At 70.1% G+C, this 26,735-nt stretch carries 22 protein-coding genes and 1 tRNA gene; 21 read left to right on the forward strand and 2 right to left on the reverse strand.

Annotation, left to right across the window (positions count from 1 at the left end; all coding sequences use genetic code 11):
- Positions 1–5: 5 nt before the first annotated feature.
- Positions 6–2,699, reverse strand: a complete 2,694-nt coding sequence (locus ACF09K_RS04265; RefSeq protein ID WP_392240908.1) for an NACHT domain-containing protein — start codon at positions 2,697–2,699, stop codon at positions 6–8.
- A gap of 723 nt (positions 2,700–3,422) precedes the next feature.
- Positions 3,423–3,494, reverse strand: a tRNA-Arg gene (locus tag ACF09K_RS04270).
- A 111-nt stretch (positions 3,495–3,605) separates the two neighbouring features.
- Here ACF09K_RS04270 and ACF09K_RS04275 point away from each other — a divergent pair.
- The 21 genes from ACF09K_RS04275 (at position 3,606) to ACF09K_RS04375 (ending at position 26,609) form a co-directional block, all read left to right on the forward strand.
- A complete protein-coding gene (locus tag ACF09K_RS04275) occupies positions 3,606–4,148 on the forward strand; it encodes a response regulator (RefSeq protein WP_392240909.1) in 543 nt (180 codons plus the stop codon).
- Between the two features lie 110 nt (positions 4,149–4,258).
- Complete coding sequence (nrtL, locus tag ACF09K_RS04280; protein ID WP_392240910.1) at positions 4,259–5,392, forward strand: ArgS-related anticodon-binding protein NrtL; 1,134 nt, start codon at positions 4,259–4,261, stop codon at positions 5,390–5,392.
- 15 nt (positions 5,393–5,407) lie between these two features.
- Complete coding sequence (gene lysA / locus ACF09K_RS04285; RefSeq protein ID WP_392240911.1) at positions 5,408–6,799, forward strand: diaminopimelate decarboxylase; 1,392 nt, start codon at positions 5,408–5,410, stop codon at positions 6,797–6,799.
- Positions 6,800–6,962: 163 nt separating this feature from the next.
- Positions 6,963–8,255 (forward strand): homoserine dehydrogenase, encoded by a 1,293-nt coding sequence (locus ACF09K_RS04290; protein ID WP_392240912.1) that lies wholly within the window; start codon positions 6,963–6,965, stop codon positions 8,253–8,255.
- Between the two features lie 6 nt (positions 8,256–8,261).
- Positions 8,262–9,320, forward strand: coding sequence for a threonine synthase (gene thrC, locus ACF09K_RS04295; protein WP_392240913.1), 1,059 nt, complete (start codon positions 8,262–8,264; stop codon positions 9,318–9,320).
- 363 nt (positions 9,321–9,683) lie between these two features.
- Positions 9,684–10,613, forward strand: coding sequence for a homoserine kinase (thrB, locus tag ACF09K_RS04300; protein ID WP_392240914.1), 930 nt, complete (start codon positions 9,684–9,686; stop codon positions 10,611–10,613).
- Between the two features lie 405 nt (positions 10,614–11,018).
- On the forward strand, positions 11,019–13,031 hold the full coding sequence (rho, locus tag ACF09K_RS04305) for a transcription termination factor Rho (RefSeq protein ID WP_392240915.1): 2,013 nt from the start codon (positions 11,019–11,021) through the stop codon (positions 13,029–13,031).
- 137 nt (positions 13,032–13,168) lie between these two features.
- Positions 13,169–14,944 carry a trypsin-like serine protease gene (locus ACF09K_RS04310; RefSeq protein ID WP_392240916.1) on the forward strand — a complete coding sequence of 592 codons (1,776 nt, stop codon included), beginning with the start codon at positions 13,169–13,171 and terminating at the stop codon, positions 14,942–14,944.
- Between the two features lie 163 nt (positions 14,945–15,107).
- The gene (locus tag ACF09K_RS04315; RefSeq protein ID WP_392240917.1) at positions 15,108–16,262 is read left to right on the forward strand and encodes an LCP family protein; all 1,155 of its coding nucleotides are present in this window, start codon (positions 15,108–15,110) and stop codon (positions 16,260–16,262) included.
- 244 nt (positions 16,263–16,506) lie between these two features.
- On the forward strand, positions 16,507–16,728 hold the full coding sequence (rpmE, locus tag ACF09K_RS04320; RefSeq protein ID WP_382783064.1) for a 50S ribosomal protein L31: 222 nt from the start codon (positions 16,507–16,509) through the stop codon (positions 16,726–16,728).
- Between the two features lie 108 nt (positions 16,729–16,836).
- Positions 16,837–17,913: a peptide chain release factor 1 gene (prfA, locus tag ACF09K_RS04325; RefSeq protein ID WP_392240918.1), complete on the forward strand. Its 1,077-nt coding sequence runs from the start codon at positions 16,837–16,839 to the stop codon at positions 17,911–17,913.
- Positions 17,914–17,994: 81 nt separating this feature from the next.
- Complete coding sequence (gene prmC, locus ACF09K_RS04330; protein ID WP_392241041.1) at positions 17,995–18,834, forward strand: peptide chain release factor N(5)-glutamine methyltransferase; 840 nt, start codon at positions 17,995–17,997, stop codon at positions 18,832–18,834.
- A gap of 133 nt (positions 18,835–18,967) precedes the next feature.
- Positions 18,968–19,615, forward strand: coding sequence for an L-threonylcarbamoyladenylate synthase (locus ACF09K_RS04335; protein ID WP_392240920.1), 648 nt, complete (start codon positions 18,968–18,970; stop codon positions 19,613–19,615).
- Positions 19,612–20,289 (forward strand): protein-tyrosine-phosphatase, encoded by a 678-nt coding sequence (locus ACF09K_RS04340; protein WP_392240921.1) that lies wholly within the window; start codon positions 19,612–19,614, stop codon positions 20,287–20,289. Before ACF09K_RS04335 ends, ACF09K_RS04340 begins: the two co-directional genes overlap by 4 nt.
- 91 nt (positions 20,290–20,380) lie before the next feature.
- Positions 20,381–21,619, forward strand: coding sequence for a serine hydroxymethyltransferase (glyA, locus tag ACF09K_RS04345; protein WP_392240922.1), 1,239 nt, complete (start codon positions 20,381–20,383; stop codon positions 21,617–21,619).
- Between the two features lie 129 nt (positions 21,620–21,748).
- Entirely contained in the window at positions 21,749–23,080 is a 1,332-nt protein-coding gene (locus ACF09K_RS04350; RefSeq protein WP_392240923.1) for an MraY family glycosyltransferase, read from the forward strand.
- 315 nt (positions 23,081–23,395) lie between these two features.
- A complete protein-coding gene (locus ACF09K_RS04355; RefSeq protein ID WP_392240924.1) occupies positions 23,396–23,842 on the forward strand; it encodes a hypothetical protein in 447 nt (148 codons plus the stop codon).
- 210 nt (positions 23,843–24,052) lie between these two features.
- The gene (gene atpB / locus ACF09K_RS04360; RefSeq protein WP_366057223.1) at positions 24,053–24,889 is read left to right on the forward strand and encodes a F0F1 ATP synthase subunit A; all 837 of its coding nucleotides are present in this window, start codon (positions 24,053–24,055) and stop codon (positions 24,887–24,889) included.
- 76 nt (positions 24,890–24,965) lie between these two features.
- Positions 24,966–25,205 carry an ATP synthase subunit C gene (locus ACF09K_RS04365; RefSeq protein WP_005311859.1) on the forward strand — a complete coding sequence of 80 codons (240 nt, stop codon included), beginning with the start codon at positions 24,966–24,968 and terminating at the stop codon, positions 25,203–25,205.
- A 43-nt stretch (positions 25,206–25,248) separates the two neighbouring features.
- Positions 25,249–25,797: a F0F1 ATP synthase subunit B gene (locus tag ACF09K_RS04370; protein WP_392240925.1), complete on the forward strand. Its 549-nt coding sequence runs from the start codon at positions 25,249–25,251 to the stop codon at positions 25,795–25,797.
- Positions 25,794–26,609, forward strand: a complete 816-nt coding sequence (locus ACF09K_RS04375) for a F0F1 ATP synthase subunit delta (protein ID WP_392240926.1) — start codon at positions 25,794–25,796, stop codon at positions 26,607–26,609. The genes ACF09K_RS04370 and ACF09K_RS04375 overlap by 4 nt, the downstream gene beginning before the upstream one ends.
- The last annotated feature ends 126 nt before the right edge of the window (positions 26,610–26,735 follow it).

Below are 26,735 nucleotides of genomic sequence, written 5' to 3' on the forward strand. Positions count from 1 at the left end.
GTGTGCTACCTGCGACGGTGCTCAATTGAATAAGCTGCCTCTTGTGAAGAGAAGGCTTCACTCTCCTCAAAGAACGACTCGGTCGGCCGCAGACGCCGCTTCTGGGGGCCGGCTGCATTCACCCGTTCCTCGATCAACTTCCCTTCGGCTACTAGCCGCTTAGCGAAAGCTTGCCATCTATCACCGTGCTCGCGTGTCCACTTCATCCGGACGTCCTCGTCCGGCGGATTGTAGTGCCGGTCCACGATGATCGCTGCCCGGGAATTGACGATCTTGTCCCGGAAGAACGCTTCGATGTCACTCTCGTCGACGGATTCCTCAGGCAAGCCGAGCAGTTCCCTTATCTGGCGCGGGGTAGTCGCCAGCCCGCCCTGGGTGAACAGCTCGCCCACATAATTGTGAGAGTCGTCCAGCAGCGGATTGCCGGACGTCCGAGACAGGTCCAGCTGATCGATCTGGCTGCCGGTCAGTCGCACTGTGACTCCCGGTCCTACCACCAGATGCTTCACCTGTGCCTGGTCGAGCGTCACCGTTCCGGAGCCATTCAACTCAAGCCTGTCAACCATGATCCGGCTAACGGCTCTCGTGTTCTCCGCAGTCCCGTGTACTCTCGCCCATAGCTCACCGAGACTGGCCATGGCGGGACGGCACTCCTCAGTCGACTGGGCTGCACTCACTCTGGCCTGAAGCGCGGCGACGAGCGCCTCCAATCGCTCGTCCCGGGCCACCTCTGACCACATCGAAGCGATCAGCTGAGCGCATAGCGCTGAGATCGCCACTTCGGACAGTAGAGCCAGAGCTTGCTGGAACGGCACTCGAACGATCTGTCGGGCGAGGAAGTGTTCGGCGATAGCGAGGTGAGTGAAGCTGAACGAGAGCTCATGCTCCGACCATTCGGCGCTCATGCCACACAAGGCGACCAGCCGGCGCTGTTCCTTCTCGTCGAGTTCCCTGCCCAACGCGACTTCCGCCGCGACCACCAGGTCAGACTCGGCGACCTCTGCGGCCACGCTGCGCGCGGTCATCTCTGCAACCTCGCAGAAGATCTCGGAGAGGTCTTCCTTGCTGAAGAGCTCGGCGTCTTGAGAGTCCACTAGCTTGCCCAACTCGCGTTGGAGATAGGTATCGACCACAAACTGCAGGAAGTCACCGGACGTATCGGTCTGCTTCCACGCGATATAGGCGAGGCAGAAGAACGGTGTGGTTAGCAGCTGCCGGATCTCTGGCGCTTCCTCGGTGACCGTTTCGCTCGATAGATGGTCGGCGAGCTTGAGTAGCTCCGCACGCCGCCACGGCTGCAGCTTCATCGTCGTCAACCGGTGGTTCGACGCCTTAGCAGGGTGCTCCGTCAAGCTCTTCCAGAGCCGCGCCTCAGAGTAGCTCGCTCTCGCGGAGAGGATGACAGCTCCCCGGTTGCGGAGTTGATCAAGGATCGGCTGTAGGCCCGATAGTGGGTCGTCGTAGGACCGGAAGCCCAGCATCTCGTCGAACCCGTCGATCACCAGTATCGCCAGGCCAGCCCGGCAGAGAGCCAATACCGGCTCTCGGTCCAGGATGCGCGTGCCGGCGACCCTCTCGGTGATCAGTTTGTCCAGGCTGGTCGCGCTAGTCCTGCTGGAGGAGATATAGATCGCCACCGGGTCGAGGTCGCCGCCTGCGGTCAGCGACTCCCGGGCGAACTGGAGCAGACTGTGGGTCTTGCCGGCTCCGGCTTCGCCAGTCAGCGTGATGAGGTTTGTGCTGCCGCGATACGCATGGATGCCGTCGGTAACTTCCTCGCAAGCTTCGGTGATGGTGAGGTCGGTGCGAGGGCCCTGGTAGTCGTCGTCGAACTGCACCATCGTCGGCACATGAGGAATGCGCTGCTGCAGGTTCGGGAACAACTCCCGGCTGATCCGCTTTTCCGCAGTGACCTGTTCCTCGAGCTCCTCCAGCAGTCGCCGTTTGAGCAACGGCCAGTTACACACGTCCGCCAAGAAGGCCTTGTACGGCTTCGGCCCTGACTCCGTCAGCCACATCCTGGCGTGATCCGCGCCGATGATGAAGCGATCGACCCGCGGAACTGGCCCGTCTGAGCTGCGCCGATCCCAGCGCACGGCGATCGGTTGGGGCGGCGACGCTAGGACGTAGACCGAGTCACGTTCGGCAAAGCCCTTGAGGTCCCGGGCAATGTCCTGCGCGAAGTCGTCGAGCAAGCGATCGCCGCGCTGGAAGTTCAGCTTCTTCAGCGCATCCACTACGTCGGGATCTGTCACATCACGGGCTTCGCCGCGACGTGGCCAGTACCTCGCTGCCGTCCCCGAGAAGGAGTGCAGCGCCGCGAGCTCGGCGTCGGCCATCCGAAAGTAGGGACTCAGCTCAGAAACGTGGCCGTGCTCGTAGATCCGCACGATGCGCTCAGCATTAAGGGCCACCGCCCCATACAGGACCGCACGGTCGATGTTGTCTGGAATCGGACCGCCGTGGCACACCTGGTTGCGCACCCGCCTGATCGACGTTTGCGGCTCTTTGACGATGACCGTCTCGATGCTGTCAGCGACCTCCGCCGCCTCCGTCCGGCACTCGGTGCAGCCCAGCTTCTCGCTCTGTTTTCGGCAATACTCGGCCCATGTCTCAAGTGAGCCAGGCGTACTAAACCTGTCTGGTCTCTCGTCCGCAGCTGCGCACAGCAGTCCCAGCACCCGGAGCTGATACTCCACGTGGACCAGTGCACTGAATGACTCCTGCTGCGGGTCCGGTGCTGCGACGAGGTCTGGGATAGTCACACGCACTCCAACATGTGCAGAGGGACGAGGAACCTAACGATCAGATGGCTGACGCCCCATCAAATCACCATGTTCGCCTGCGCGCGGCATCGGTCGAGACGGCAGTTGACTTCGGTGCCCTCAGCTAGCCTCGCAGCCAGAGCTGCGCCTGCGGCACCCGTCGAATTGGCATGGGCATCCGGTAGTAGACGTCCCACTCGCCGCTGGTGCCACGCGGCACTTCGAGCGTGACTGAACTTCGACGGAAGGCCTAAATCGGCACAAAAATCTTTTTTCAACCTGCATTGGGTAATTTTGGCGTGATAGGTAGATGAAGCCCTAGTGGATGGGCGCTCGACCAAGAGGATCGTTCCCATCGGCACCGGCCTCTTCTACCGCTACGTCGCTGAGGCCGTGCTGCTCGCCGCGCCCCACGCTTGCTGAAGCGTCACGCATGTGTTCGGGCCCTCATGTGGTCCCAGACCGAAACGACGAGGAGTGGCTCCACTCGGCTCCGCAGAGCCTCATTACCTGCAACGATGCCTCAAGATCCCGTCCACGCCTCGTCCACGGACCCCGACATGCAGCCGCTCCGGGCTGCATCCGCCTGCACAAACGCGAAGACCCCGGCTCCAGCGTTTCCGCTGGTGACGGGGTCTTTGGGCACCTTCTGCAAGGTGCCCCCGGCAGGATTCGAACCTGCGCACACGGCTCCGGAGGCCGTTGCTCTATCCCCTGAGCTACGGGGGCGTGTCGGTCGCGTTGCTCGCGGCGACGGACAGAACACTACCAGCTCCCTCGGGGTGATCAGGAACGGGTTTCCCCGGGTGGGGGACGGGGCGGGGCCCGGAGGGGGTGGAAGTGGGGAAAACCCGGACGCGGTGGCCGGGGCCGACCTACTCTCGAGTGGTGTCAGGCGCTTCGGGCCGGGTGCTTGTTGTGGACGACAACAAGGTCATCAGGCAGCTGATCAGGGTCAATCTCGAGCTGGAGGGCCTCGAGGTCGTGACCGCGTCCGATGGTGCCGAGTGTCTGGAAGTCGTGCATCAGGTGCGGCCCGATCTCGTGACCCTCGATGTCGTCATGCCCCGGCTGGACGGCCTGCGGACCGCCGCGCGGCTCCGCGCCGACCCGCGTACCCGCGGACTCCCCCTCGCCATCATCAGCGCCTGCACGCAGTGCGAGGTCGAGGCCGGCCTCGAGGCGGGCGTCGACGCCTTCCTCTCCAAGCCCTTCGATCCCGCCGACCTCGTCAGCCTCGTGCACCGGCTCATCGAGGGGAAGCGAGGGGAGGGGGCCGGCGGTGACGCTCCCGGCCGTCCGGCCGGCGCCGACGGGGGACCTGGGCTCGGCGTCTCACCCCGTACGGCCCCCGCCCCCCTGGTCGAGCCCGTCGCCGAATGAGTCACCGGCTGCCGTCTCCTCCGTCCCGGGAGGCACCCCGCCCCGTCCACATCCCGGACACCCCCGAATCGGCTCGCATACCCACCCCCCTCCTCCCCTACGCTGGTCCCGTGACCCCCGTCGAGTTGTCCCGCACCGTGCTGCACGCAGTGCGGTGTGCCGTCGACGACGGGGCGCTGAGTGTGGCCGTTCCCCCGCGGGTGCGGGTCGGGCCGCCCGGGGCGGGAGGGTGCGGGGACTACGCCACCAACGTCGCCCTCCAGCTGGCCCGCCCCGCCGGGCAGCCCCCGCTGCGGGTCGCCGCGCTGCTCCAGCCGTACCTCGTGCGGGAAGCCGGCGTCACCGACGTCGCGATCACCGGGCCGGGGTTCCTCAACATCAGCCTCGACCGGGCCGTCGCCTCCGCCGAACTGGTCCGGCGGATCCTCGACGAGGGGCCGGGGTACGGCCGTACCGACGCCCTCGCCGGTCAGGTGTTCGTGGTGCGCGTGCCGTACGAGGTCCGTGCCGAGGTGGTGGCCGACGTGCTCGCGCGGATGGTCGGCTCGCAGGGCGGGCGCGTCGAGATCACGCACGGCGACGGCGACGGCGACGGGGTGGACCTGCGGCCCGTGCCGGCGCCGGAGGATCCCGCTCCGCTCGGGCCGGACGCCGCCCGCTGGGCCCTGCTCCACCCCGCCCCGCACGACCGGCCCCGCATCACCGCCGATCATCTGGTCCAGCGCGAGGGCAACCCCCTCTTCCGGATCCGCTACGCCCACGCCCGCACCCGCGCCGTCGGCCGCAACGCCGCCGACCTCGGATTCGACGCCGCCACCCGGCCCGAGACGCCCCCCGCGGCGGCGGACCCCACGGCGGCGAACCCCACGGCGGCGGACCCCGCGGCAGCGGACCCGGTGACCCCAGCGGCAGCGACCCCAGCGGCACCGGACGCAGAGGCGCCGGACGACCCGGACGCCCCGGTCACCCCGGACCTCGTAGCGCTGCTCGCCGACCACCCCCGCGTCCTCGCCACCGCCGGCGGGCTCCCGCACCCCGACGCCCTCGCCGCTCCCTCCCGGCTCACCCGGCACCTCCTGGCCCTCGCCGACGCGACCCTGGCTCACCTGCCCGCCGTGCTGCCCCGCGGGGACGAGAAACCCTCGGCCGCCCACCGGTCCCGGCTCGCCCTCGCCGAAGCCGCCGGGACGGTGCTGGCCGGCGGCCTGTCCCTGCTCGGCATCGACGCACCCGACCACCTCTGAGAGAGCACGCCCACGATGAGCCGTTCCGCACACCCCGCCGGGCCCCGTCACGCCGACGTCCTGCCGGAGGGGCATTATTCGGCGCCGCCCGCCGACCTCAACTCCCTCGACCCCAAGGTGTGGTCGCGCACCGTCACCCGGGACGCCCTCGGGGTCGTCAGCGTCGGCGGGATCGACGTGAAGACGCTCGCCGAGGAGCACGGCACCCCGGCCTACGTCCTCGACGAGGCCGACTTCCGGGACCGCGCCCGCGCCTGGCGCACCGCCTTCGGGACCGACGCCGACGTCTTCTACGCCGGAAAGGCGTTCCTGTCGCGCGCCGTCGTGCGGTGGCTGCACGAGGAGGGGCTCAACCTCGACGTCTGCTCCGGCGGCGAGCTGGCCACCGCGCTCTCCGCCGGCATGCCCGCCGACCGCATCGCCTTCCACGGCAACAACAAGTCGGCGCAGGAGATCGAGAGGGCCGTGCGGGCCGGTGTCGGGCGGATCGTCCTCGACTCCTTCCAGGAGATCGTCCGCGTCGCGCACATCGCCCAGTCGCTCGGCAGGCGGCAGCGCGTGCAGATCCGCATCACCGTCGGCGTCGAGGCGCACACGCACGAGTTCATCGCCACCGCCCACGAGGACCAGAAGTTCGGGATCCCGCTCGCCGGGGGGCAGGCCGCCGAGGCCGTGCGGCGCGCGCTGAAGCTCGACGGGCTGGAGCTGATCGGGATCCACTCGCACATCGGGTCGCAGATCTTCGACATGTCCGGCTTCGAGGTCGCCGCCCACCGGGTCGTCGGGCTGCTCAAGGACATCCGCGACGAACACGGCGTCGAGCTGCCCGAGATCGACCTCGGCGGCGGCCTCGGCATCGCCTACACCAGCGACGACGACCCGCGCGAGCCGCACGAGATCGCCAAGGCGCTGACGGAGATCGTCACCCGCGAGTGCGAGTCCGCCCGGCTGCGCACGCCCCGCATCTCCGTCGAGCCCGGCCGCGCGATCGTCGGGCCCACCGCCTTCACGCTGTACGAGGTCGGCACCGTCAAGCCGCTCGACGGACTGCGCACCTACGTCTCCGTCGACGGCGGGATGTCCGACAACATCCGCACCGCCCTGTACGACGCCGAGTACAGCGTGGCGCTCGTCTCCCGCTCCTCCGACGCCGCGCCGATGCTCGCGCGCGTCGTGGGCAAGCACTGCGAGAGCGGGGACATCGTGGTCAAGGACGCGTTCCTGCCGGCCGACCTGGCACCGGGTGACCTGATCGCCGTCCCCGCCACGGGGGCGTACTGCCGGTCCATGGCCAGCAACTACAACCACGTGCTGCGGCCGCCGGTCGTCGCCGTGCGCGAGGGCGAGGCCCGCGTCATCGTCCGGCGCGAGACGGAGGAGGACCTCCTGCGGCTCGACGTCGGGTAGCCCGCAGGGGGCGCGGTCCGGCGGGGTGGAGGAACGGGAAGATCTCCTGTCCGGCACTCCGAGAAAATGAAATAGATGTCTCACGATCCGGACCAGGGGCAGAAACCCCGGTCCGGTGAGTGAGACTGGAGCAACCGTAGACGGTATGAGGAAACGAGGTCGGATGATGCGTACGCGTCCGCTGAAGGTGGCGCTGCTGGGCTGCGGAGTGGTCGGCTCAGAGGTGGCGCGCATCATGACGACGCACGCCGACGACCTCGCCGCCAGGATCGGGGCCCCGGTGGAACTGGCCGGAGTGGCCGTCCGGCGGCCCTCCCGGGTGCGCGAGGGGATCGACCCGGCGCTCGTCACCACCGACGCCACCGCGCTGGTCAAACGGGGCGACATCGACGTCGTCGTCGAGGTCATCGGCGGTATCGAGCCCGCCCGCACCCTCATCACCACCGCCTTCGAGCACGGCGCCTCGGTCGTCTCCGCCAACAAGGCGCTGCTCGCCCAGGACGGCGCCGCCCTGCACGCCGTCGCCGGCGAACACGGCAGGGACCTCTACTACGAGGCCGCCGTCGCCGGCGCCATCCCGCTGATCCGTCCGCTGCGCGAGTCGCTCGCCGGCGACAAGATCAACCGCGTCATGGGCATCGTCAACGGGACGACCAACTTCATCCTCGACAAGATGGACTCCACCGGGGCCGGCTACCAGGAGGCCCTCGACGAGGCCACCGCCCTCGGGTACGCCGAGGCCGACCCCACCGCCGACGTCGAGGGCTTCGACGCCGCGGCCAAGGCCGCCATCCTCGCCGGGATCGCCTTCCACACGCGCGTGCGCCTCGACGACGTCTACCGCGAGGGCATGGCGGAGGTGACCGCCGCCGACTTCGCCTCCGCCAAGGAGATGGGCTGCACCATCAAGCTGCTCGCCATCTGCGAGCGGGCCGCCGACGGGGGGTCCGTCACCGCGCGCGTGCACCCCGCCATGATTCCGCTGTCCCACCCGCTCTCCTCCGTGCGCGGCGCCTACAACGCCGTGTTCGTCGAGTCGGACGCGGCCGGTCAGCTCATGTTCTACGGCCCCGGCGCCGGCGGTGCTCCCACCGCCTCCGCCGTGCTCGGCGACCTCGTCGCCGTCTGCCGCAACCGGCTCAGCGGGGCGACGGGGCCCGGCGAGTCGGCGTACGCCGCCCTGCCGGTGTCGCCGATGGGTGACGTCGTCACCCGGTACCACATCAGCCTCGACGTCGCCGACAAACCGGGCGTCCTGGCGCAGGTCGCCACCGTGTTCGCGGAGCACGGGGTGTCCATCGATACGGTTCGGCAGCAGGGTAAGGACGGCGAGGCCTCCCTCGTCGTCGTCACCCATCGCGCGTCCGACGCCTCCCTCACCGGGACCGTCGAGGCGCTGCGCAAGCTCGACACCGTGCGGGGTGTCGCCAGCATCATGCGGGTTGAAGGAGAGTAACCAGCAATGACCCACCAGTGGCGCGGAATCATCGAGGAGTACCGGGACCGGCTGCCGGTTTCCGACAGCACGCAGGTCGTGACGCTCCGCGAGGGCGGCACGCCCCTCGTGCCCGCGCAGGTGCTCTCCGAGCGCACCGGCTGCGAGGTCCACCTCAAGGTCGAGGGCGCGAACCCCACCGGCTCCTTCAAGGACCGCGGGATGACCATGGCGATCACCCGGGCCAAGGAGGAGGGCGCCAAGGCGGTCATCTGCGCCTCCACCGGCAACACGTCGGCGAGCGCCGCCGCGTACGCCGTGCGCGCCGGCATGGTCTCCGCCGTCCTCGTCCCCCAGGGCAAGATCGCGCTCGGCAAGATGGGGCAGGCACTCGTCCACGGCGCGAAGATCCTCCAGGTCGACGGCAACTTCGACGACTGCCTCACGCTGGCCCGCTCGCTGAGCGACAACTACCCCGTGGCGCTGGTCAATTCGGTCAACCCGGTGCGTATCGAGGGGCAGAAGACGGCCGCCTTCGAGATCGTGGACATGCTCGGCGACGCCCCCGACATCCACGTCCTGCCGGTCGGCAACGCCGGCAACATCACGGCGTACTGGAAGGGGTACACGGAGTACGCCGCCGACAGGATCGCCGGGCGCACCCCGCGCATGTGGGGCTTCCAGGCCTCCGGCAGTGCGCCGATCGTGCGCGGCGAGGTCGTCAAGGACCCGTCGACCATCGCCACCGCGATCCGCATCGGCAACCCCGCGTCCTGGCAGTACGCGCTCGCGGCGCGGGACGAGTCCGGCGGCCTCATCGACGAGGTGACGGACCGTGAGATCCTGCGCGCCTACCGGCTGTTGGCCGCCCAGGAGGGCGTCTTCGTGGAGCCCGCGTCCGCCGCGTCGGTGGCCGGTCTGCTGAAGGCCGCCGAGCAGGGCAAGGTCGACCCGGGCCAGACGATCGTGTGCACCGTCACGGGCAACGGCCTGAAGGACCCCGACTGGGCCGTGGCCGGCGCTCCGCAGCCGGTGACCGTCCCCGTCGACGCGGTGACCGCGGCCGAGCGCCTCGGGCTCGTCTGAACGACCCCGCGGGAAGCGGGGGCGCCGCGCGGAGACAGGGCGCCCCCGCCGAGGCATGAAGGTCCTCACCTGGGGAAGTTCCTCCACGGAGGGCTTTCCCCGGCGAGGGTGCACGGGGGGCTTGCGACACGCATCGTGCGCCTCCTGTGCGCCCTATGTCGCCACAGAACCTTCCTTCGATAGGCTGTACCGAACCCGCCTGCCGCATATGCCTCCGCATCTCGCGCGGGCAGCGGCGCCGCGCCGTCATCAGCGGCCCGAGGGTCTTCGTACGTCATCGAAGCCGATCGAAGTCAATCGAAGCCAAACGGATCCAGTCGAAGTCATTCGACCGTCACGCAGCTCAAGGAGAGTCAACGAGCGATGGCCGGTCCAGCGTTCCGCGCCGCCGCCGTCCGGGTGCGCGTCCCCGCCACCAGCGCCAATCTCGGTCCGGGCTTCGACGCCCTGGGCCTCGCGCTGGGGCTCTACGACGACGTCGTCGTCCGGGTGGCCGACTCCGGGCTGCACATCGACATCGCGGGTGAGGGCAGCGAGACGCTGCCGCGCGACGAGAAACACCTCCTCGTCCGCTCCCTGCGCACCGCCTTCGACGTCCTCGGCGGCCAGCCCCGCGGCCTCGAGATCGTCTGCGCCAACCGCATTCCGCACGGCCGCGGCCTCGGCTCCTCCTCCGCCGCCATCTGCGCCGGGATCGTCGCCGCCCGCGCGGTGACCATAGGCGGCGAGGCCCGCCTCGACGACGCCGCCCTGCTGGAGCTGGCGACCGAGATCGAGGGACACCCCGACAACGTCGCGGCCTGCCTGCTCGGCGGGTTCACGCTCTCCTGGATGGAGGCCGGCGCCGCGCGGGCGATCAGGATGGAGCCTTCGGATTCCATCGTTCCGGTGGTTTTCGTGCCCGGGAAGCCGGTCCTGACCGAGACCGCGCGCGGACTGCTCCCGCGCACCGTGCCGCACGTCGACGCCGCCGCCAACGCGGGCCGTGCCGCCCTGCTCGTCGAGGCCCTGACCAGGCGCCCCGAGCTGCTGCTGCCCGCCACCGAGGACCGTCTCCACCAGGAGTACCGCGCCCCCGCCATGCCGGAGAGCGCCGCGCTGGTGGAGCGGCTGCGCGCCGACGGGGTCCCCGCGGTGATCTCCGGCGCCGGGCCGACCGTGATGGCCCTGGCCGACGCGGAGTCGGCCGACAAGGTCGAGCGGCTGGCGGGTGCGGAATGGGCCGCCAACCGGCTGAGTCTGGACCTTCGGGGGGCGACCGTGCTGCCGCTCGCGCCCTCCGGCGACCTGTGAAGGCACACGGTTGCCGGATTTCGAGAGGGGGAATGTTTGTTGGATCCGGTAGTGTTAACCTCAAGTCTGCACCCGACCCCACCATGGCGCGGTGCTTCACGTCCCCCTCCGGGACAGACATTCTTCCGGGAGCTCCCCAAGCCGCACTGCGTTCCGTACGTCGTACCTGGGCAGTACGCCGTGCAGTGACGTCGAACGGTCCGACGGGCACGCTCCGGAATCGGTGCGACCACGCCACGTGACACTGGGTGTCACGGATCGTCGAGGAAGCGCCATCACCAGAAATCTCTTCCGCCGCTTTGGCGGACCACCGCCCCGGCTTCGCCACAGCAAGGACCGAAGCCGGACAGCACAACCGGTCGCCGAGCCAGACAGGCCGACGTCCGCTCCAGGGAAGGACCCTTCGTGAGCGACACCACCGATCTGATGGGCGCACGTGTCGAGGAGACCGCTGCCGCGCCCGCCACGGACGCCTCCGCGCCTGCTGCCGGTGCCGGCTCCCGGCGGCGCCGCGGTACCGGCCTCGAGGGCATGGTGCTGGCCGAGTTGCAGCAGGTCGCATCCGGCCTCGGCATCAGGGGCACCGCGCGGATGCGCAAGAGCCAGCTGATCGAGGTCATCAAGGAGGCGCAGGCGGGCGGGGGCGGCGCGCCGGCCGCGAAGGCTCCCGCCGGGGACGCCGCCGAGACCAAGCCCAAGCGCCGCGCCACCTCCAAGGCCCGCACGGGCGATGACGCCGCCGTGAAGAAGGCGGACGCCGCCCCGGCCGAGGCCCCCGCCGAGAAGGCCGCGGCCCAGCAGCAGATCGAGATCCCCGGCCAGCCGGCCGGCGGCAACGAGGCCCCCGTCGAGCGCCGTCGTCGCCGGGCCACCGCCGACGCGGGCAGCCCCGAGACCGTCACGGCCGAGGCGAAGAGCGCCCCGAAGGCCGACGTCGCGGTCGCCACGCAGACCGAGCAGTCCACGCCGCAGGGCGACGCCAGGAACGACGCCGACGGCGCCGACGGCCGGCGCCGCGACCGCCGGGAGCGCGGACGCGACCGCGACCGCCGCGGCAAGGGCGACGACCAGCAGGGCCAGGGCGGCGGTCAGCGCCAGCAGCAGGGCCAGCAGGGCGGCGGCCGTCAGGACCGCCAGGACCGCCAGCGGGACAACGGGCCGCAGGACGACGACGACTTCGAGGGCGGCCGCCGCGGCCGTCGCGGGCGTTACCGGGACCGCCGCGGCCGCCGTGGCCGTGACGAGATCGGCGCGGCCGAGCCGCAGGTCGCCGACGACGACGTCCTGATCCCCGTCGCGGGCATCCTCGACATCCTCGACAACTACGCCTTCATCCGTACGTCGGGCTACCTGCCGGGTCCCAACGACGTGTACGTCTCCCTCGCCCAGGTCCGCAAGAACGGCCTGCGCAAGGGCGACCACGTCACCGGCGCGGTCCGCCAGCCGAAGGAGGGCGAGCGCCGCGAGAAGTTCAACGCGCTCGTGCGCCTCGACTCCGTCAACGGCATGGCGCCCGAACACGGCCGCGGCCGCCCGGAGTTCAACAAGCTCACCCCGCTGTACCCGCAGGACCGCCTCCGTCTGGAGACGGACCCGGGCGTCCTCACGACCCGGATCATCGACCTCGTGTCGCCGATCGGCAAGGGCCAGCGCGGCCTGATCGTGGCCCCGCCGAAGACCGGCAAGACCATGATCATGCAGGCGATCGCCAACGCGATCACGCACAACAACCCCGAGTGCCACCTGATGGTCGTCCTGGTCGACGAGCGTCCGGAAGAGGTCACCGACATGCAGCGGTCGGTCAAGGGCGAGGTCATCTCCTCGACCTTCGACCGCCCGGCCGAGGACCACACCACGGTCGCCGAGCTGGCCATCGAGCGCGCCAAGCGCCTGGTGGAGCTGGGTCACGACGTCGTCGTCCTGCTCGACTCGATCACCCGTCTGGGCCGCGCGTACAACCTCGCGGCACCGGCCTCCGGCCGCATCCTGTCCGGTGGTGTCGACTCGACCGCGCTCTACCCGCCGAAGCGCTTCTTCGGTGCCGCGCGCAACATCGAGGACGGCGGCTCGCTCACCATCCTGGCGACCGCGCTCGTCGACACCGGGTCCCGCATGGACGAGGTGATCTTCGAGGAGTTCAAGGGCACCGGCAACATGGAGCTCAAGCTCGACCGCAAGCTCGCCGACAAGCGGATCTTCCCGGCGGTGGACGTGGACGCGTCCGGCACCCGCAAGGAAGAGATCCTGCTCGCCCCCGACGAGCTCGGCATCGTCTGGAAGCTGCGCCGGGTGCTGCACGCCCTCGACCAGCAGCAGGCGGTCGAACTGCTCCTCGACAAGATGAAGCAGACGAAGTCGAACGCCGAGTTCCTGATGCAGATCCAGAAGACGACGCCGGCGCCGGGCAACAACGACTGACGCCAGTCTTCGCAAGAGGGCCGCTCCCTTCCGGGGGGCGGCCCTCTCCGCTGCCCGGGGGAGGGATACGATCACGCCCTTCGATCGTCTTTTCGATGAAGATCTTCCTGAACTCCAGATCCCGAGGGGGGACTTGAGTGGGTACACCCACGCCCGGGAGCGGACGGCACAGACGCCGGATCCGCATCGCCCTGCCCGTCGTCGCGGCCGGTGTCGCCACCGCCGTGGCCGGTGCGCTGTTCATGTCGAGCGCCCAGGCCGCCGAGGCCCCGCCGTCGCCCGCCCACAGCGGCCCGTCGGCCGGGGAACTGCGCCAGCGCCTCGCGACCGCCGTCGCCGGTGACGACCTGCCCGGACAGAGCACGAAGGCCTCCCTGAGCGCCGGCACCGCCACCACCGTCGACCCGAAGATCATCGGCGGCACGACGACGACCGTCACCACCGCGCCCTGGATGACGCAGCTCTGGTACGGCGACGACCGGGGGACCGCCACCACCGGCGACGACATCGGCTTCTTCTGCGGCGGTGCCGTCATCGCGCCGACGAAGATCCTCACCGCGGCGCACTGCGTCAAGGGCTACGACTGGCACGCCCACGGCGCCGTCGTCACCGGCGCCACCCAGCTCGCCACCGGCACCGACCTGTACGGCGGGACCGTGACGGGCGTCTGGCGCCAGTGGAACCACCCGTCGTACAGCGCGGCGACCATCGACAACGACATCGCCGTCCTCACCCTGGCGAACCCGGTCAGGGCCACGCCGATCCGGACGACGACGGCCGCCGACACGACGTCGTACAAGGCCGGCACCAGCGCCAAGCTCTACGGCTGGGGGCGGACCACCTCCACCACCCAGGACATCTCCACCACGCTGAAGACGGCCACGCTGCCGATCCAGGCCGACGCGACCTGCGCGGGCTTCTACGGCGCCGACTTCGTCAAGGGCCACATGGTGTGCGCGGGCACCCCCGCCACCGGCGCCGACGAGGGCACCACCTCCGCCTGCAACGGCGACTCCGGCGGGCCGCTCGTGGTGAACAACCGCATCGTCGGCGTCGTCTCCTGGGGCGTGAAGGACTGCGTGGAGAGCGGCGCGTACAGCGTCTTCAGCAAGGTCTCCACGTACGTCGGCGCCGTCTCCCCGCGCGTCGACGACACCAACCTCAGCAACGACCACTACGCCGACCTGTGGATGCGCAACGCCGCCGACAAGACCGGCTACGAGCGCGACTCCAAGGGCACCTCGCTCGCCGCGCGCGAGTCCTGGGGCAACTGGAACGGGGTCAACCTCGTCCTGCAGACCGACCTCGACCGCGACGACTTCCAGGACCTGCTGGTGCGCCGCGCCTCCGACGGCGACGTCTTCTGGAAGCACTACGTGCCCTCCAGCGGCACCTGGGCCACCAAGCTGGTCGGCGACAACTGGAAGTCCCGGCTGAGCATCGTCGCCCCCGGCGACGTCACCGGCGACCACCTGCCCGACCTGGTCTCCGTCGACTCCGCCGGCGTCCTGTGGGTCTACCCCGGCAAGGGCAACGGCTCCTTCGCCACCCGCGTCAAGGCGGGCGTCGGCTGGAGCTCGTTCAACGCCGTCCGCGGCCACGGCGACTTCAACGGCGACGGTCTGGCCGACCTGATCGCCCGCAAGAAGACCGGCGGCGCGGTGTACCTGTACAAGGGCCGCGGCAACGGCACCTTCGCGGCCGGCGTCAAGGTCGCCACCTGGAGCACCACCACGTACAACATGCTCGCCACCGTCGGTGACGTCAGCGGGGACGGCAGGGCCGACCTCCTGGCCCGCACCCCCGCCGGCACGCTCTACCTGTACCGGGGCACCGGAAGCAACGGGAGCGCGGTCTTCTCCGCACGGCTCTCGCTCGGGACGACCTTCAAGCAGTACGACATCCTCGGCTGACACCGCGGACGAGCGGGGCGCCTCCCCGCTCACCCGGTGACGCTCCGTGCCCGGTCCGGCCCCCGCCGGGCCGGGCACGGAGCGTCGCGCCACCCCCTGCCGAGTTTCTCCGTCCCATCCGGCGGAGGACGATGGTGAGGACGACACAAGACGTGAGGAGCACATGTCCGCCGAGAACACACCGGGCCCCGGCATACCGGGGGAGCCCGGCACACCGGACGAGTCCGGCGCCGGTGATCCGCGGCAGCCGGCCGACGCCCGGCGCGGGAGGAGCCGCGCCCGGCGCAGGGGCCTGCTGATCGCGGCCTGGACCGCGGCCGGAGTAGTCGTCCTCGGCGGCACCGGCCTCGGGTACGTGTACGTCAGGCTCAACGGCAACATCGAGAGCCTCGACATCGACCACGCCCTCGGCACCGACCGGCCCACGAAGGCCGACAACGGCTCGCAGAACATCCTCGTCCTCGGTTCGGACACCCGCTCCGGCGCCAACAAGAAGCTCGGCGGCGGCACCGACGACGGCAGCGCCCGCTCCGACACGGCGATGATCGTCCACGTGTACGAGGGCCACAAGAAGGCGAGCGTGGTCTCCATCCCGCGCGACACCATCGTCGACCGCCCCGCCTGCACCGACACCGAGGGCGGTACCCACGACGCCGCGACCGGTGTGATGTTCAACTCGGCGTACACCACCGGCGGCGCGGCCTGCGCGGTCAAGACCGTCGAGGCCGTCACCGGCATCCGGATGGACCACTACCTGGAGGTCGACTTCTCCGGCTTCGAGAAGCTGGTCGACGAGCTGGGCGGGGTCGAGGTCACCACGACCGAGGACATCGAGGACCCCGACAGCCACCTGACCCTGAAGGCCGGCACGCACATCCTCGACGGCGAGCAGGCCCTCGGCCTGGTCCGCACCCGGCACGGCGTCGGCGACGGCTCCGACCTCGGCCGCATCCAGCTCCAGCAGGCCTTCGTCAAGGCCCTGGTCGACCGGGTGAACGACGTCGGCCTCCTGACCGGCGGCACGAAGCTGTACGCCCTCGCCGACACCGCCACCAAGGCCGTCACCACCGACTCCGGCCTCGGCTCCCTGAACTCCCTGATGTCCTTCGCCGGCGGCCTCAAGGGCATCGGCGCGGACGACATGACCATGGTCACGATGCCCGTGCGGTACGACCCCGCGAACCGCAACCGCGTCATCGTCGAGAAGGCGAAGGCCCAGCAGGTCTGGACGGCCCTGAAGGAGGACCTCCCGATCCCGGAGTCCGCCACCGAGGGCACCGCCACGGGCGAGGCCGCGGGCGTCGTGTCCTCCTCCTGACCGCCCCCGCCCCCGCCCCCGCCCCCGCCCCCGGCTCCGGCACCGCCCCCGGCTCCGGCTGTGGCGCCGACCACGACGCAGACCGCGGCACCCGCCGACCGCGGCACCCGCCGGGAATAGATCGCCCCACCCCCCGGTTTTGGGGGATGCGGCCAGTCCTGGCAGACTGGTACGTCGGCCCCGGTTCACGCTTCCGCACCCCGCGGACGGCGACCCGGAGCCCTCCCGAAACCTAGGAGACACCTTGAAGCGCGACATCCACCCCGAGTACGTCGAGACGCAGGTCAGCTGCACCTGTGGCGCGTCGTTCACCACCCGCAGCACCATCGACTCCGGTGCCATCCGTGCCGACGTGTGCTCCGAGTGCCACCCGTTCTACACGGGCAAGCAGAAGATCCTCGACACCGGTGGCCGTGTGGCCCGCTTCGAGGCCCGCTTCGGCAAGGCCGCCGGCTCCCAGAAGTAGCGAGCCCCATTCCGCCGGTCCACGGCCGCACCCCGCCCGGGGCGCGCGCCGGGACCGGCGTTTTTGGTCGTCCGCCTTCCCTTTCGTCCGCAGTACAGGAGCCCAGAGATGTTCGAGGCCGTCGAGGAACTCGTCGTGGAGCACGCCGACCTGGAGAAGAAGCTCGCCGATCCGTCGGTCCACTCCGACCAGGCCAACGCGCGCAAGCTGAACAAGCGCTACGCCGAGCTGACCCCGATCGTCGCCACGTACCGCTCCTGGAAGCAGACCGGCGACGACGTCGAGACCGCGCGCGAGTTCATCGCCGACGACCCGGACTTCGCCGCCGAGGTCAAGGTGCTGGAGAAGCAGCGCGAGGAACTGACGGAGAAGCTGCGGCTGCTCCTCGTCCCGCGCGACCCGAGCGACGACAAGGACGTCCTGCTCGAGATCAAGGCGGGCGCGGGCGGCGACGAGTCCGCGCTGTTCGCCGGCGACCTGCTGCGCATGTACCTGCGCTACGCCGAGCGGGTCGGCTGGAAGACCGAGATCATCGACGCCACCGAGTCCGAGCTGGGCGGCTACAAGGACGTCCAGGTCGCCGTGAAGACCAAGGGCGGCCAGGGCGCCACGGAGCCCGGCCAGGGCGTGTGGGCCCGCCTCAAGTACGAGGGCGGCGTGCACCGCGTCCAGCGGGTCCCGGCGACCGAGTCCCAGGGCCGCATCCACACCTCCGCGGCCGGTGTCCTCGTCACGCCCGAGGCGGAGGAGGTCGACGTGGAGATCAACCCCAACGACCTCCGCATCGACGTCTACCGCTCCTCCGGGCCCGGCGGGCAGTCCGTCAACACCACCGACTCCGCGGTGCGCATCACGCACCTCCCCACCGGAGTCGTCGCCTCCTGCCAGAACGAGAAGAGCCAGCTGCAGAACAAGGAGCAGGCGATGCGTATCCTGCGCTCCAGGCTGCTCGCCGCCGCGCAGGAGGAGGCGGAGCGGGAAGCCGCCGACGCCCGCCGCAGCCAGGTCCGCACCGTCGACCGCTCCGAGAAGATCCGCACCTACAACTACCCGGAGAACCGCATCTCCGACCACCGGGTCGGCTTCAAGGCGTACAACCTGGACCAGGTCCTGGACGGCGACCTCGACGCGGTGATCCAGGCCTGCGTCGACGCGGACTCGGCAGCGAAGCTGGCAGCCGCGTAAGGCGCGTACGCACGACCGAGGACGACACGGAGGACTTGCGTGCAGCGATCATCTGGGGGACGTACCCCGAGCCCCCGCAGCCTGCTGCTCGCTGAGGTAGCTCAGGCCACCCAGCGGCTGGCCGACGCCGGCGTGCCCTCGCCGCGCAACGACGCGGAGGAGCTCGCCGCGTTCGTGCACGGCGTGAAGCGGGGCGGACTCCACTCCGTCAAGGACTCCGACTTCGACGCCCGGTACTGGGAGGTCATCGCCCGGCGCGAGCAGCGCGAGCCGCTCCAGCACATCACCGGGCGCGCCTACTTCCGGTACCTGGAGCTCCAGGTCGGGCCCGGCGTCTTCGTGCCGCGCCCCGAGACCGAGTCGGTGGTCGGCTGGGCCATAGACGCCGTGCGCGCCATGGACGTGGTCGAGCCGCTGATCGTCGACCTGTGCACCGGGTCCGGCGCCATCGCGCTCGCCCTCGCCCAGGAGGTCCCGCGCTCGCGCGTGCACGCCGTCGAGCTGTCCGAGGACGCCCTGGTGTGGACCCGCAGGAACATGCAGGGGTCCCGGGTCGACCTGCGGCAGGGCAACGCCCTGGACGCGTTCCCCGACCTCGACGGCCAGGTCGACCTGGTGGTCTCCAACCCGCCGTACATCCCCCTCACCGAGTGGGAGTACGTCGCCCCCGAGGCCCGCGACTACGACCCCGAACTGGCCCTGTTCTCCGGCGAGGACGGCCTCGACCTCATCCGGGGCATCGAACGCACCGCGCACCGCCTGCTGCGGCCCGGCGGCGTCGTCGTCATCGAGCACGCCGACACCCAGGGCGGCCAGGTGCCGTGGATCTTCACCGAGGAGCGGGGCTGGGCCGACGCGGCCGACCACCCCGACCTCAACAACCGGCCGCGCTTCGCCACCGCCCGCAAGGCGCTGCCGTGACCTTCCCCCCGCCCGCGTCCGCTCCGCCCGCTCCACCGGTTCCACCCGCTCCATCAGCTTCACCCGCTCCATCAGTTCCGCCAGCTTCACCAGCTTCATCCCAGAGTCACGTGCACGAGGAGGCCCGCTAGACATGGCACGGCGATACGACACCAACGACGCGACCGAGCGCGTGACGGGTCTGCGCGAGGCGGCGTCCGCCGTCCGCCGTGGCGAGCTGGTCGTCCTCCCGACCGACACGGTGTACGGCATCGGCGCCGACGCGTTCTCCAAGGAGGCCGTCGGCGACCTGCTGGAGGCCAAGGGCCGGGGCCGCAACATGCCCACGCCCGTCCTCATCGGCTCCCCGAACACGCTGCACGGTCTCGTCACGGACTTCTCCGAGCTGGCCTGGGAGCTGGTCGACGCCTTCTGGCCGGGTGCGCTCACCCTCGTCGCCAGGCACCAGCCGTCCCTGCAGTGGGACCTGGGGGACACCCGTGGCACCGTCGCCGTCCGGATGCCGCTGCACCCGGTCGCCATCGAGCTGCTGACCGAGGTCGGCCCGATGGCGGTCTCCTCCGCCAACCTCACCGGCCACCCGGCGCCGGAGAACTGCGACTACGCCCAGGAGATGCTCGGCGACTCCGTCTCCGTCTACCTGGACGGCGGCCCCACCCCCGGCAACGTCCCGTCGTCGATCGTCGACGTCAGCCGCGAGGTGCCGCTGCTGCTGCGGGCCGGCGCGATCTCGGAGGAAGAGCTGCGCAAGGTGGTACCCGACCTCGAGGTGGCGAATTGACAGCCCCTGACGCGGGGCGTGGCATAGGCAACGGGGAGCGTGCCGCGGAACAGACGACGACCTTCGGGTTCCCGCGCGACACCTTCCGCATCCTCCACGTCAGCACCGGCAACGTCTGCCGCTCGCCGATCACCGAGCGGCTGACCCGGCATTTCGTGTCGCAGCGGCTCGGGGTGCTCGGCGGCGGGCTGATCGTGGAGAGCGCGGGCACCTGGGGCCACGAGGGCGCGCCGATGGAGGCCAACGCGGAGACCGTGCTGGCCGACTTCGGCGCGGACGCCTCCGGCTTCACCGGCCGCGAGCTGCTCGACGAGCACGTCATCATGGCCGACCTGGTGCTGACCGCCACCCGTGACCACCGCGCCCAGGTCATCTCCATGGGCCACTCGGCGGGCCTGCGCACCTTCACGCTGAAGGAGTTCACCCGCCTGGTCGACGCGATCGACCCGGCCACCCTTCCCCCGCTGGAGGAGGGCGTGGTGATGCGGGCCCGCGCCCTGGTCCGTGCCGCCGCCGCGCTCCGCGGCTGGCTGCTGGCCCCCACGGCGGAGGCGGACGAGGTGTACGACCCCTACGGCGCGCCCCTGCCCTTCTTCCGCTCGATCGGCGACGAGATACACCAGGCGCTGGATCCGGTGGTGACGGCGCTGACCGGAGTACCGGCGCGGGCCTGAGACGTGCCCCGGGGCGTGTCGGGTGCCGGGCGGTTCCCGAGGTGGCGCCCTACATTGGACGTACGTCACCGTCGTCGCCCCGGAGCCCATCATGCCGGTCACCCATGCCGGCGAGGCCGACGTCCTGCAACGGCAGGACCCCGCCCTCGCCGAGATCCTGCTCGGGGAGCGCGCGCGGCAGGCGTCGTCGCTGCAGCTGATCGCCGCCGAGAACTTCACCTCGCCCGCCGTACTGGCCGCGCTCGGCTCACCGCTGGCCAACAAGTACGCCGAGGGCTACCCCGGCGCCCGTCACCACGGCGGCTGCGAGATCGTGGACATGGCCGAGCGCCTCGCCGTGGAACGGGCCAAGGCGCTGTTCGGGGCCGAGCACGTCAACGTCCAGCCGCACTCCGGCTCCTCGGCCGTCCTCGCGGCCTACGCCGCCCTCCTGCGCCCCGGTGACACCGTCCTGGCCCTGGGCCTCGCCCACGGCGGCCACCTCACGCACGGCTCGCCGGCGAACTTCTCGGGCCGCTGGTTCGACTTCGTGCCGTACGGCGTGGACGCGGAGACCGGGCTCATCGACCACGAGCAGGTCCGGGCGCTGGCCCGCAGCCACCGTCCCAAGGCCGTCGTCTGCGGCTCCATCGCCTACCCCCGGCACATCGACCACGCCTTCTTCCGCGAGGTGGCCGACGAGGTCGGCGCCTACCTCGTCGCCGACGCCGCCCACCCCATCGGCCTGGTCGCCGGGGGAGCGGCCCCGAACCCGGTGCCGTACGCCGACGTCGTGTGCGCCACCACGCACAAGGTGCTGCGCGGGCCGCGCGGCGGCATGATCCTGTGCGGCGCCGAACTGGCGGAGCGGGTGGACCGGGCCGTGTTCCCGTTCACGCAGGGGGGTGCGCAGATGCACACCGTCGCCGCGAAGGCGGTCGCGTTCGGTGAGGCGGCGACGCCGGCGTTCGCCCGGTACGCCCGTCAGGTGGTCGCCAACGCGAAGGTGCTGGCGGCCCGCCTGGAGGCGGAGGGGATGGCCGTCACCACCGGCGGCACGGACACCCACCTCATCACCGTCGACCCGGCGCCCCTCGGCGTCGACGGGCGTACCGCCCGCGGCCTGCTCGCGGCGGCCGGCATGGTCCTGGACTGCTGCGCCCTCCCGCACGCCCACGTCCGCGGGCTGCGCCTGGGCACGGCCGCGGTGACCACGCAGGGCATGGGGGAGACGGAGATGGCGCGGATCGCGAAGCTGATGGCGGGCGTGCTGCGGGGCGAGGCGGAGGGCAGGCCGGTGCGGGAGGAAGTGCGGGAACTGGCCGCGGGATTTCCGCCGTATCCGGGGTGAAGCGGGGTACGCGCCGATCCGTGCACAGCCGCACGTGCAACCATCGTCGCTACCCGGAAGTCCCCAACCATATGCGCGCATCGCTAGGGTGTGGGGCTGAGATGGCCAGCGAGACCTGTGGGGAAGCCTGTGCGTGAATACCTGCTGACGCTCTGCGTGACGGCCGCGGTGACGTATCTGCTGACAGGGCCGGTGCGGAAGTTCGCGATCGTCGCGGGAGCGATGCCGGAGATCCGGGCCCGTGACGTGCACCGGGAGCCCACTCCGCGCCTCGGCGGGATCGCCATGTTCTTCGGCCTGTGCGCGGGCCTGCTGGTCGCGGACCACCTGACCAACCTCAACCAGGTCTTCGAGAAGTCGAACGAGCCGCGCGCCCTGCTCTCCGGCGCGGCGCTGATCTGGCTGATCGGCGTGCTCGACGACAAGTTCGAGATCGACGCCCTGATCAAGCTGGGCGGCCAGATGATCGCCGCGGGCGTGATGGTCATGCAGGGTCTGACGATCCTGTGGCTGCCGGTCCCCGGCGTGGGCACGGTCGCGCTGACCCCGTGGCAGGGGACCCTGCTGACGGTCGCGCTGGTCGTCATCACCATCAACGCGGTCAACTTCGTCGACGGCCTGGACGGTCTGGCCGCCGGCATGGTGTGCATCGCCTCCGCCGCGTTCTTCATGTACGCCTACCGCATCTGGTACTCGTACGGCATCGAGGCCGCGGCCCCCGCCACCCTGTTCGCGGCGATCCTGATGGGCATGTGCCTGGGCTTCCTGCCGCACAACATGCACCCCGCGCGGATCTTCATGGGCGACTCCGGGTCGATGCTGATCGGGCTGGTGCTGGCGGCGGGCGCGATCTCCGTCACGGGGCAGGTCGACCCGGACGTGATGAACCTGTTCTCCGGTTCGGAGCGCGCCACGGTCCACCAGACGGTCCCCGTCTACATCCCGCTGCTGCTGCCGCTGACCATCATCGCGATCCCGGCAGCCGACCTGATCCTGGCGATCGTGCGCCGCACCTGGCGCGGCCAGTCGCCGTTCGCGGCGGACCGCGGGCACCTGCACCACCGGCTGCTGGAGATCGGCCACTCGCACAGCCGCGCGGTGCTGATCATGTACTTCTGGTCGGCGCTGATCGCCTTCGGCGCCCTGACCTACTCCGTCAACTCCGCGTCCATGTGGATCGTCCTCGGTGTCGTGATCCTCAGCGCGATCGGCCTGGGCCTGCTCCTGCTGCCGCGCTTCACGCCCCGCGCCCCGCGCTGGGCGGAGTCCTTCGTGCCGCCCCGCTACCGGCGCCGCAAGGTCCTGCCGGAGTCGGCGCAGGTACCGGCGGCGGAGGCCGAGGGGGAGCCGGCGGACGACGTCCAGGACGAGCAGCGGGCGCACCGCACGCCCGTGGCGGCGGGCGTCTCGGGGGCCAACGGGGCGACCGCGGTCGGGCCCCGCTCGGGTGCGGCAAGGTAAGAATCTGACTAGAGCATTGCCAACTCGTGGGGAAAGCGTGGGTGGGCAAAGTTGCCCAATACCAGACAAGTGGTCGCGGTTCCCGCGCAGACGCGCACGGTCACTCTCATGTGTGACACCAGGCACACCATCCAGGTAAAGACCTCATCAAATAGTTTGTGATACGGTTCACGAGAACCCCGGATGGAACCGAAGGACCGTGTGCCACGGCCCTTCGGTCGCGAGGTCGGCGTGCGGTCCTTCGCCCCTCGGACGGGGACTACGCTCGTCCATGACGACACCCTGCCCCCCTTCTTTGAAAGCGGAGTTGCCGCCATGCCGTCCAACGACGTCCGGATCCTGGCCCAGGCCGCCGTGCCCACGGTTGCCGTCGGCGCGATCGCCGCCGTCGTCAGCGGCGTGATCGCGGGCGGCAAGGGTGCGATCGGGGCCGGCGTCGCCACGGTGGTGGTCATCCTCTTCATGGGGCTCGGTCTCTACGTGCTCCAGCGCACTGCCAAATCGCTTCCGCACCTGTTTCAGGCCATGGGCCTGATGCTCTATGCGGCGCAGATCCTGCTGCTGTTCATCTTCATGGCCGCGTTCAAGAACACGACGTTGTTCAACCCCAAGGCGTTCGCGGTCTCCCTGCTCGTCTGCACGCTGGCCTGGATCGCTGCTCAGGCACGGGCTCACATGAAGTCCAAGATCCTCTACGTCGAACCCGAGCCGAGCGCTTCAGCCAAGGACAAGCAGTCCCATAAATCGGGGCACTCGTCGTGAGGGGTAGGGCCGGGATAAAGGCGCCTGAGAGATCCTGCTATCGTCCGGTGCCAACTGCGGCATCGCGGGCGCGGGCATTCGAGCTGACGCCTGCTCCATCGCGAGGCGAGATGCCCCCAAGCCGCCCTCACATCCGTAACACCAGTCCCGTGCCGAACCGCGGCCCCGCGCCGCGCCGACACAACGAGGTTGCCGTACCTATGCGCCACGCTGAAGGAGCCCGCGGTGAGTGCTGACCCGACGCAGGTGCTCGCCTTCGAGACCGACTGCCACATCTTCGACGGTTGTGGCTTCCCGGCCCCCGGCCTGCACTCGTTCCTGTTCGAGCCCTTGCTGGGCCACCAGGACGACGCCGTCTACTTCAACAAGACGATGCTGCTGGCGCTGCTCGGCTCGATCGTCGTCATCGGCTTCTTCTGGGCCGCCTTCCGCAAGCCGAAGGTGGTCCCGGGCAAGCTCCAGATGGTGGCCGAGGCCGGCTACGACTTCATCCGCCGCGGTGTCGTCTACGAGACCATCGGCAAGAAGGAAGGCGAGAAGTACGTTCCGCTCGTCGTCTCCCTGTTCTTCTTCATCTGGATGATGAACCTCTGGTCGATCGTTCCGCTCGCCCAGTTCCCGGTCACGTCGATCATCTCGTACCCCCTGGTACTCGCACTGATCGTCTACGTGCTGTGGGTGTCGCTGACCTTCAAGCGTCACGGGTTCGTCGGTGCCTTCAAGAACTTCACCGGATACGACAAGTCGCTGGGCGCGGTGCTGCCGCTGTCGATGACGATCGAGTTCTTCTCGAACCTGCTCGTCCGCCCGTTCACGCACGCCGTACGACTTTTCGCGAACATGTTCGCGGGCCACACGCTGCTGCTGCTCTTCACGATCGCCAGCTGGTACCTGCTGAACGGCATCGGCATCGCCTACGCCGGCGTCTCGTTCATCATGGTCATCGTCATGACGGCCTTCGAGCTGTTCGTCCAGGCCCTTCAGGCGTACGTCTTCGTGCTCCTGACCTGCAGCTTCATTCAGGGCGCGCTCGCCGAGCACCACTGAGCACCGCCACCTCCCAACCCCCAGACGTCCGATGGCCAACCCCCCATCGGTCCTTGAAAGAGAAGGAAGAACTGGCATGTCCCAGACTCTCGCCGCTGTCACCGGTGACCTGAAGGCGCTCGGCTCCATCGGCTACGGTCTCGCCGCCATCGGCCCCGGCGTCGGCGTCGGCATCATCTTCGGTAACGGCACCCAGGCCCTGGCCCGCCAGCCCGAAGCCGCCGGCCTGATCCGCGCCAACCAGATCCTCGGCTTCGCCTTCTGTGAGGCGCTCGCCCTGATCGGTCTGGTTATGCCGTTCGTCTACGGCTCCTGATCACTCAGGCTGACGACCAGCAACCCAGACGAAAGGCAACGACATGAGCCAGCTGCTCATTCTGGCGGCTGAGGGGGAGACGGAAAACCCCCTCGTCCCGCCGATCCCCGAGCTTGTCATCGGCCTCATCGCCTTCGTCATCGTCTTCGGCTTCCTTGCCTGGAAGCTCCTTCCGAACATCAACAAGGTTCTGGAAGAGCGCCGCGAGGCCATCGAGGGCGGTATCGAGAAGGCCGAGGCCGCTCAGACCGAGGCAAAGAGCGTGCTTGAGCAGTACAAGGCTCAGCTCGCCGAGGCCCGGCACGAGGCCGCGCGTCTGCGCCAGGAGGCGCAGGAGCAGGGCGCCACGCTCATCGCCGAGATGCGCGCGGAAGGCCAGCGGCAGCGCGAGGAGATCGTCGCCGCCGGGCACACGCAGATCGCGGCCGACCGCAAGGCCGCCGCGTCCGCGCTGCGCCAGGACGTCGGCAAGCTCGCCACCGAACTGGCCGGCAAGCTCGTCGGCGAGTCCCTCGAGGACCACGCCCGCCAGAGCCGCGTCATCGACCGCTTCCTCGACGAGCTCGAGGAGAAGGCCGAGGCGTCGCGATGAACGGAGCGAGCCGCGAGGCCCTGGCAGCCGCACGCGAGCGTCTCGACGCGCTGACGGACAACACGTCCGTGGACGCGGCGCGGCTCGCCGCCGAGCTGGCGGCCGTCACCGCGCTGCTCGACCGCGAGGTGTCGCTGCGTCGGGTCCTGACCGACCCGGCGCAGTCCGGCGAGGCCAAGGCCGAGCTGGCCCAGCGCCTGCTCGGCACCCAGATCAGCGGTACCGCCGCCGACCTGGTCGCCGGCCTGGTGCGTTCCCGCTGGTCGCAGTCGCGCGACCTGGTGGACGCGCTGGAGCAGCTGGCGGACGTCGCGGACCTCACCGCCGCGCAGCGGGCCGGCACGCTCGACGACGTCGAGGACGAGCTGTTCCGCTTCGGGCGGATCGTCGCCTCGAACGTGGAACTGCGCGCCGCACTGACCGACCGGAAGGCCACCGCGTCGTCCAAGGGCGAGCTGCTGCGCAGCCTGCTCGGCGGTCGGGCGGACGCGGCCACCGAGCGTCTGGTGACGCGCCTCGTGACCGCGCCGCGAGGCCGTAGCCTGGAAGCGGGACTCGAGTCCCTGTCCAAGCTCGCCGCCGCGCGCCGGGACCGCATGGTGGCCGTCGTCACCTCCGCGGTGCCGCTGAGCGTCCCGCAGAGGCAGCGCCTGGGCGCCGCCCTCGCGAAGCTCTACGGCCGCACGATGCACCTCAACCTCGACGTGGACCCCGAGGTCCTCGGCGGGATCCGGGTGCAGGTCGGTGACGAGGTGATCAACGGCTCGCTCGCGGACCGTATCGAGGACGCCGCCCGCCGCATGGCGAGCTAGCAGCAACTCAACACGTAGCAGTACTTACGGCCCTGGTTGGGCCGTGCAGAGGATGCAAAGTTTCTGGGGGAGTCCCCAGATCCCCCAAAGAAACTTCGGGCCCAACAAGGAGAGCAGGGAACCCAG

The sequence above is a fragment of the Streptomyces sp. NPDC014882 genome (genome assembly GCF_043081325.1).
In the GTDB taxonomy this organism is placed as follows: domain Bacteria; phylum Actinomycetota; class Actinomycetes; order Streptomycetales; family Streptomycetaceae; genus Streptomyces.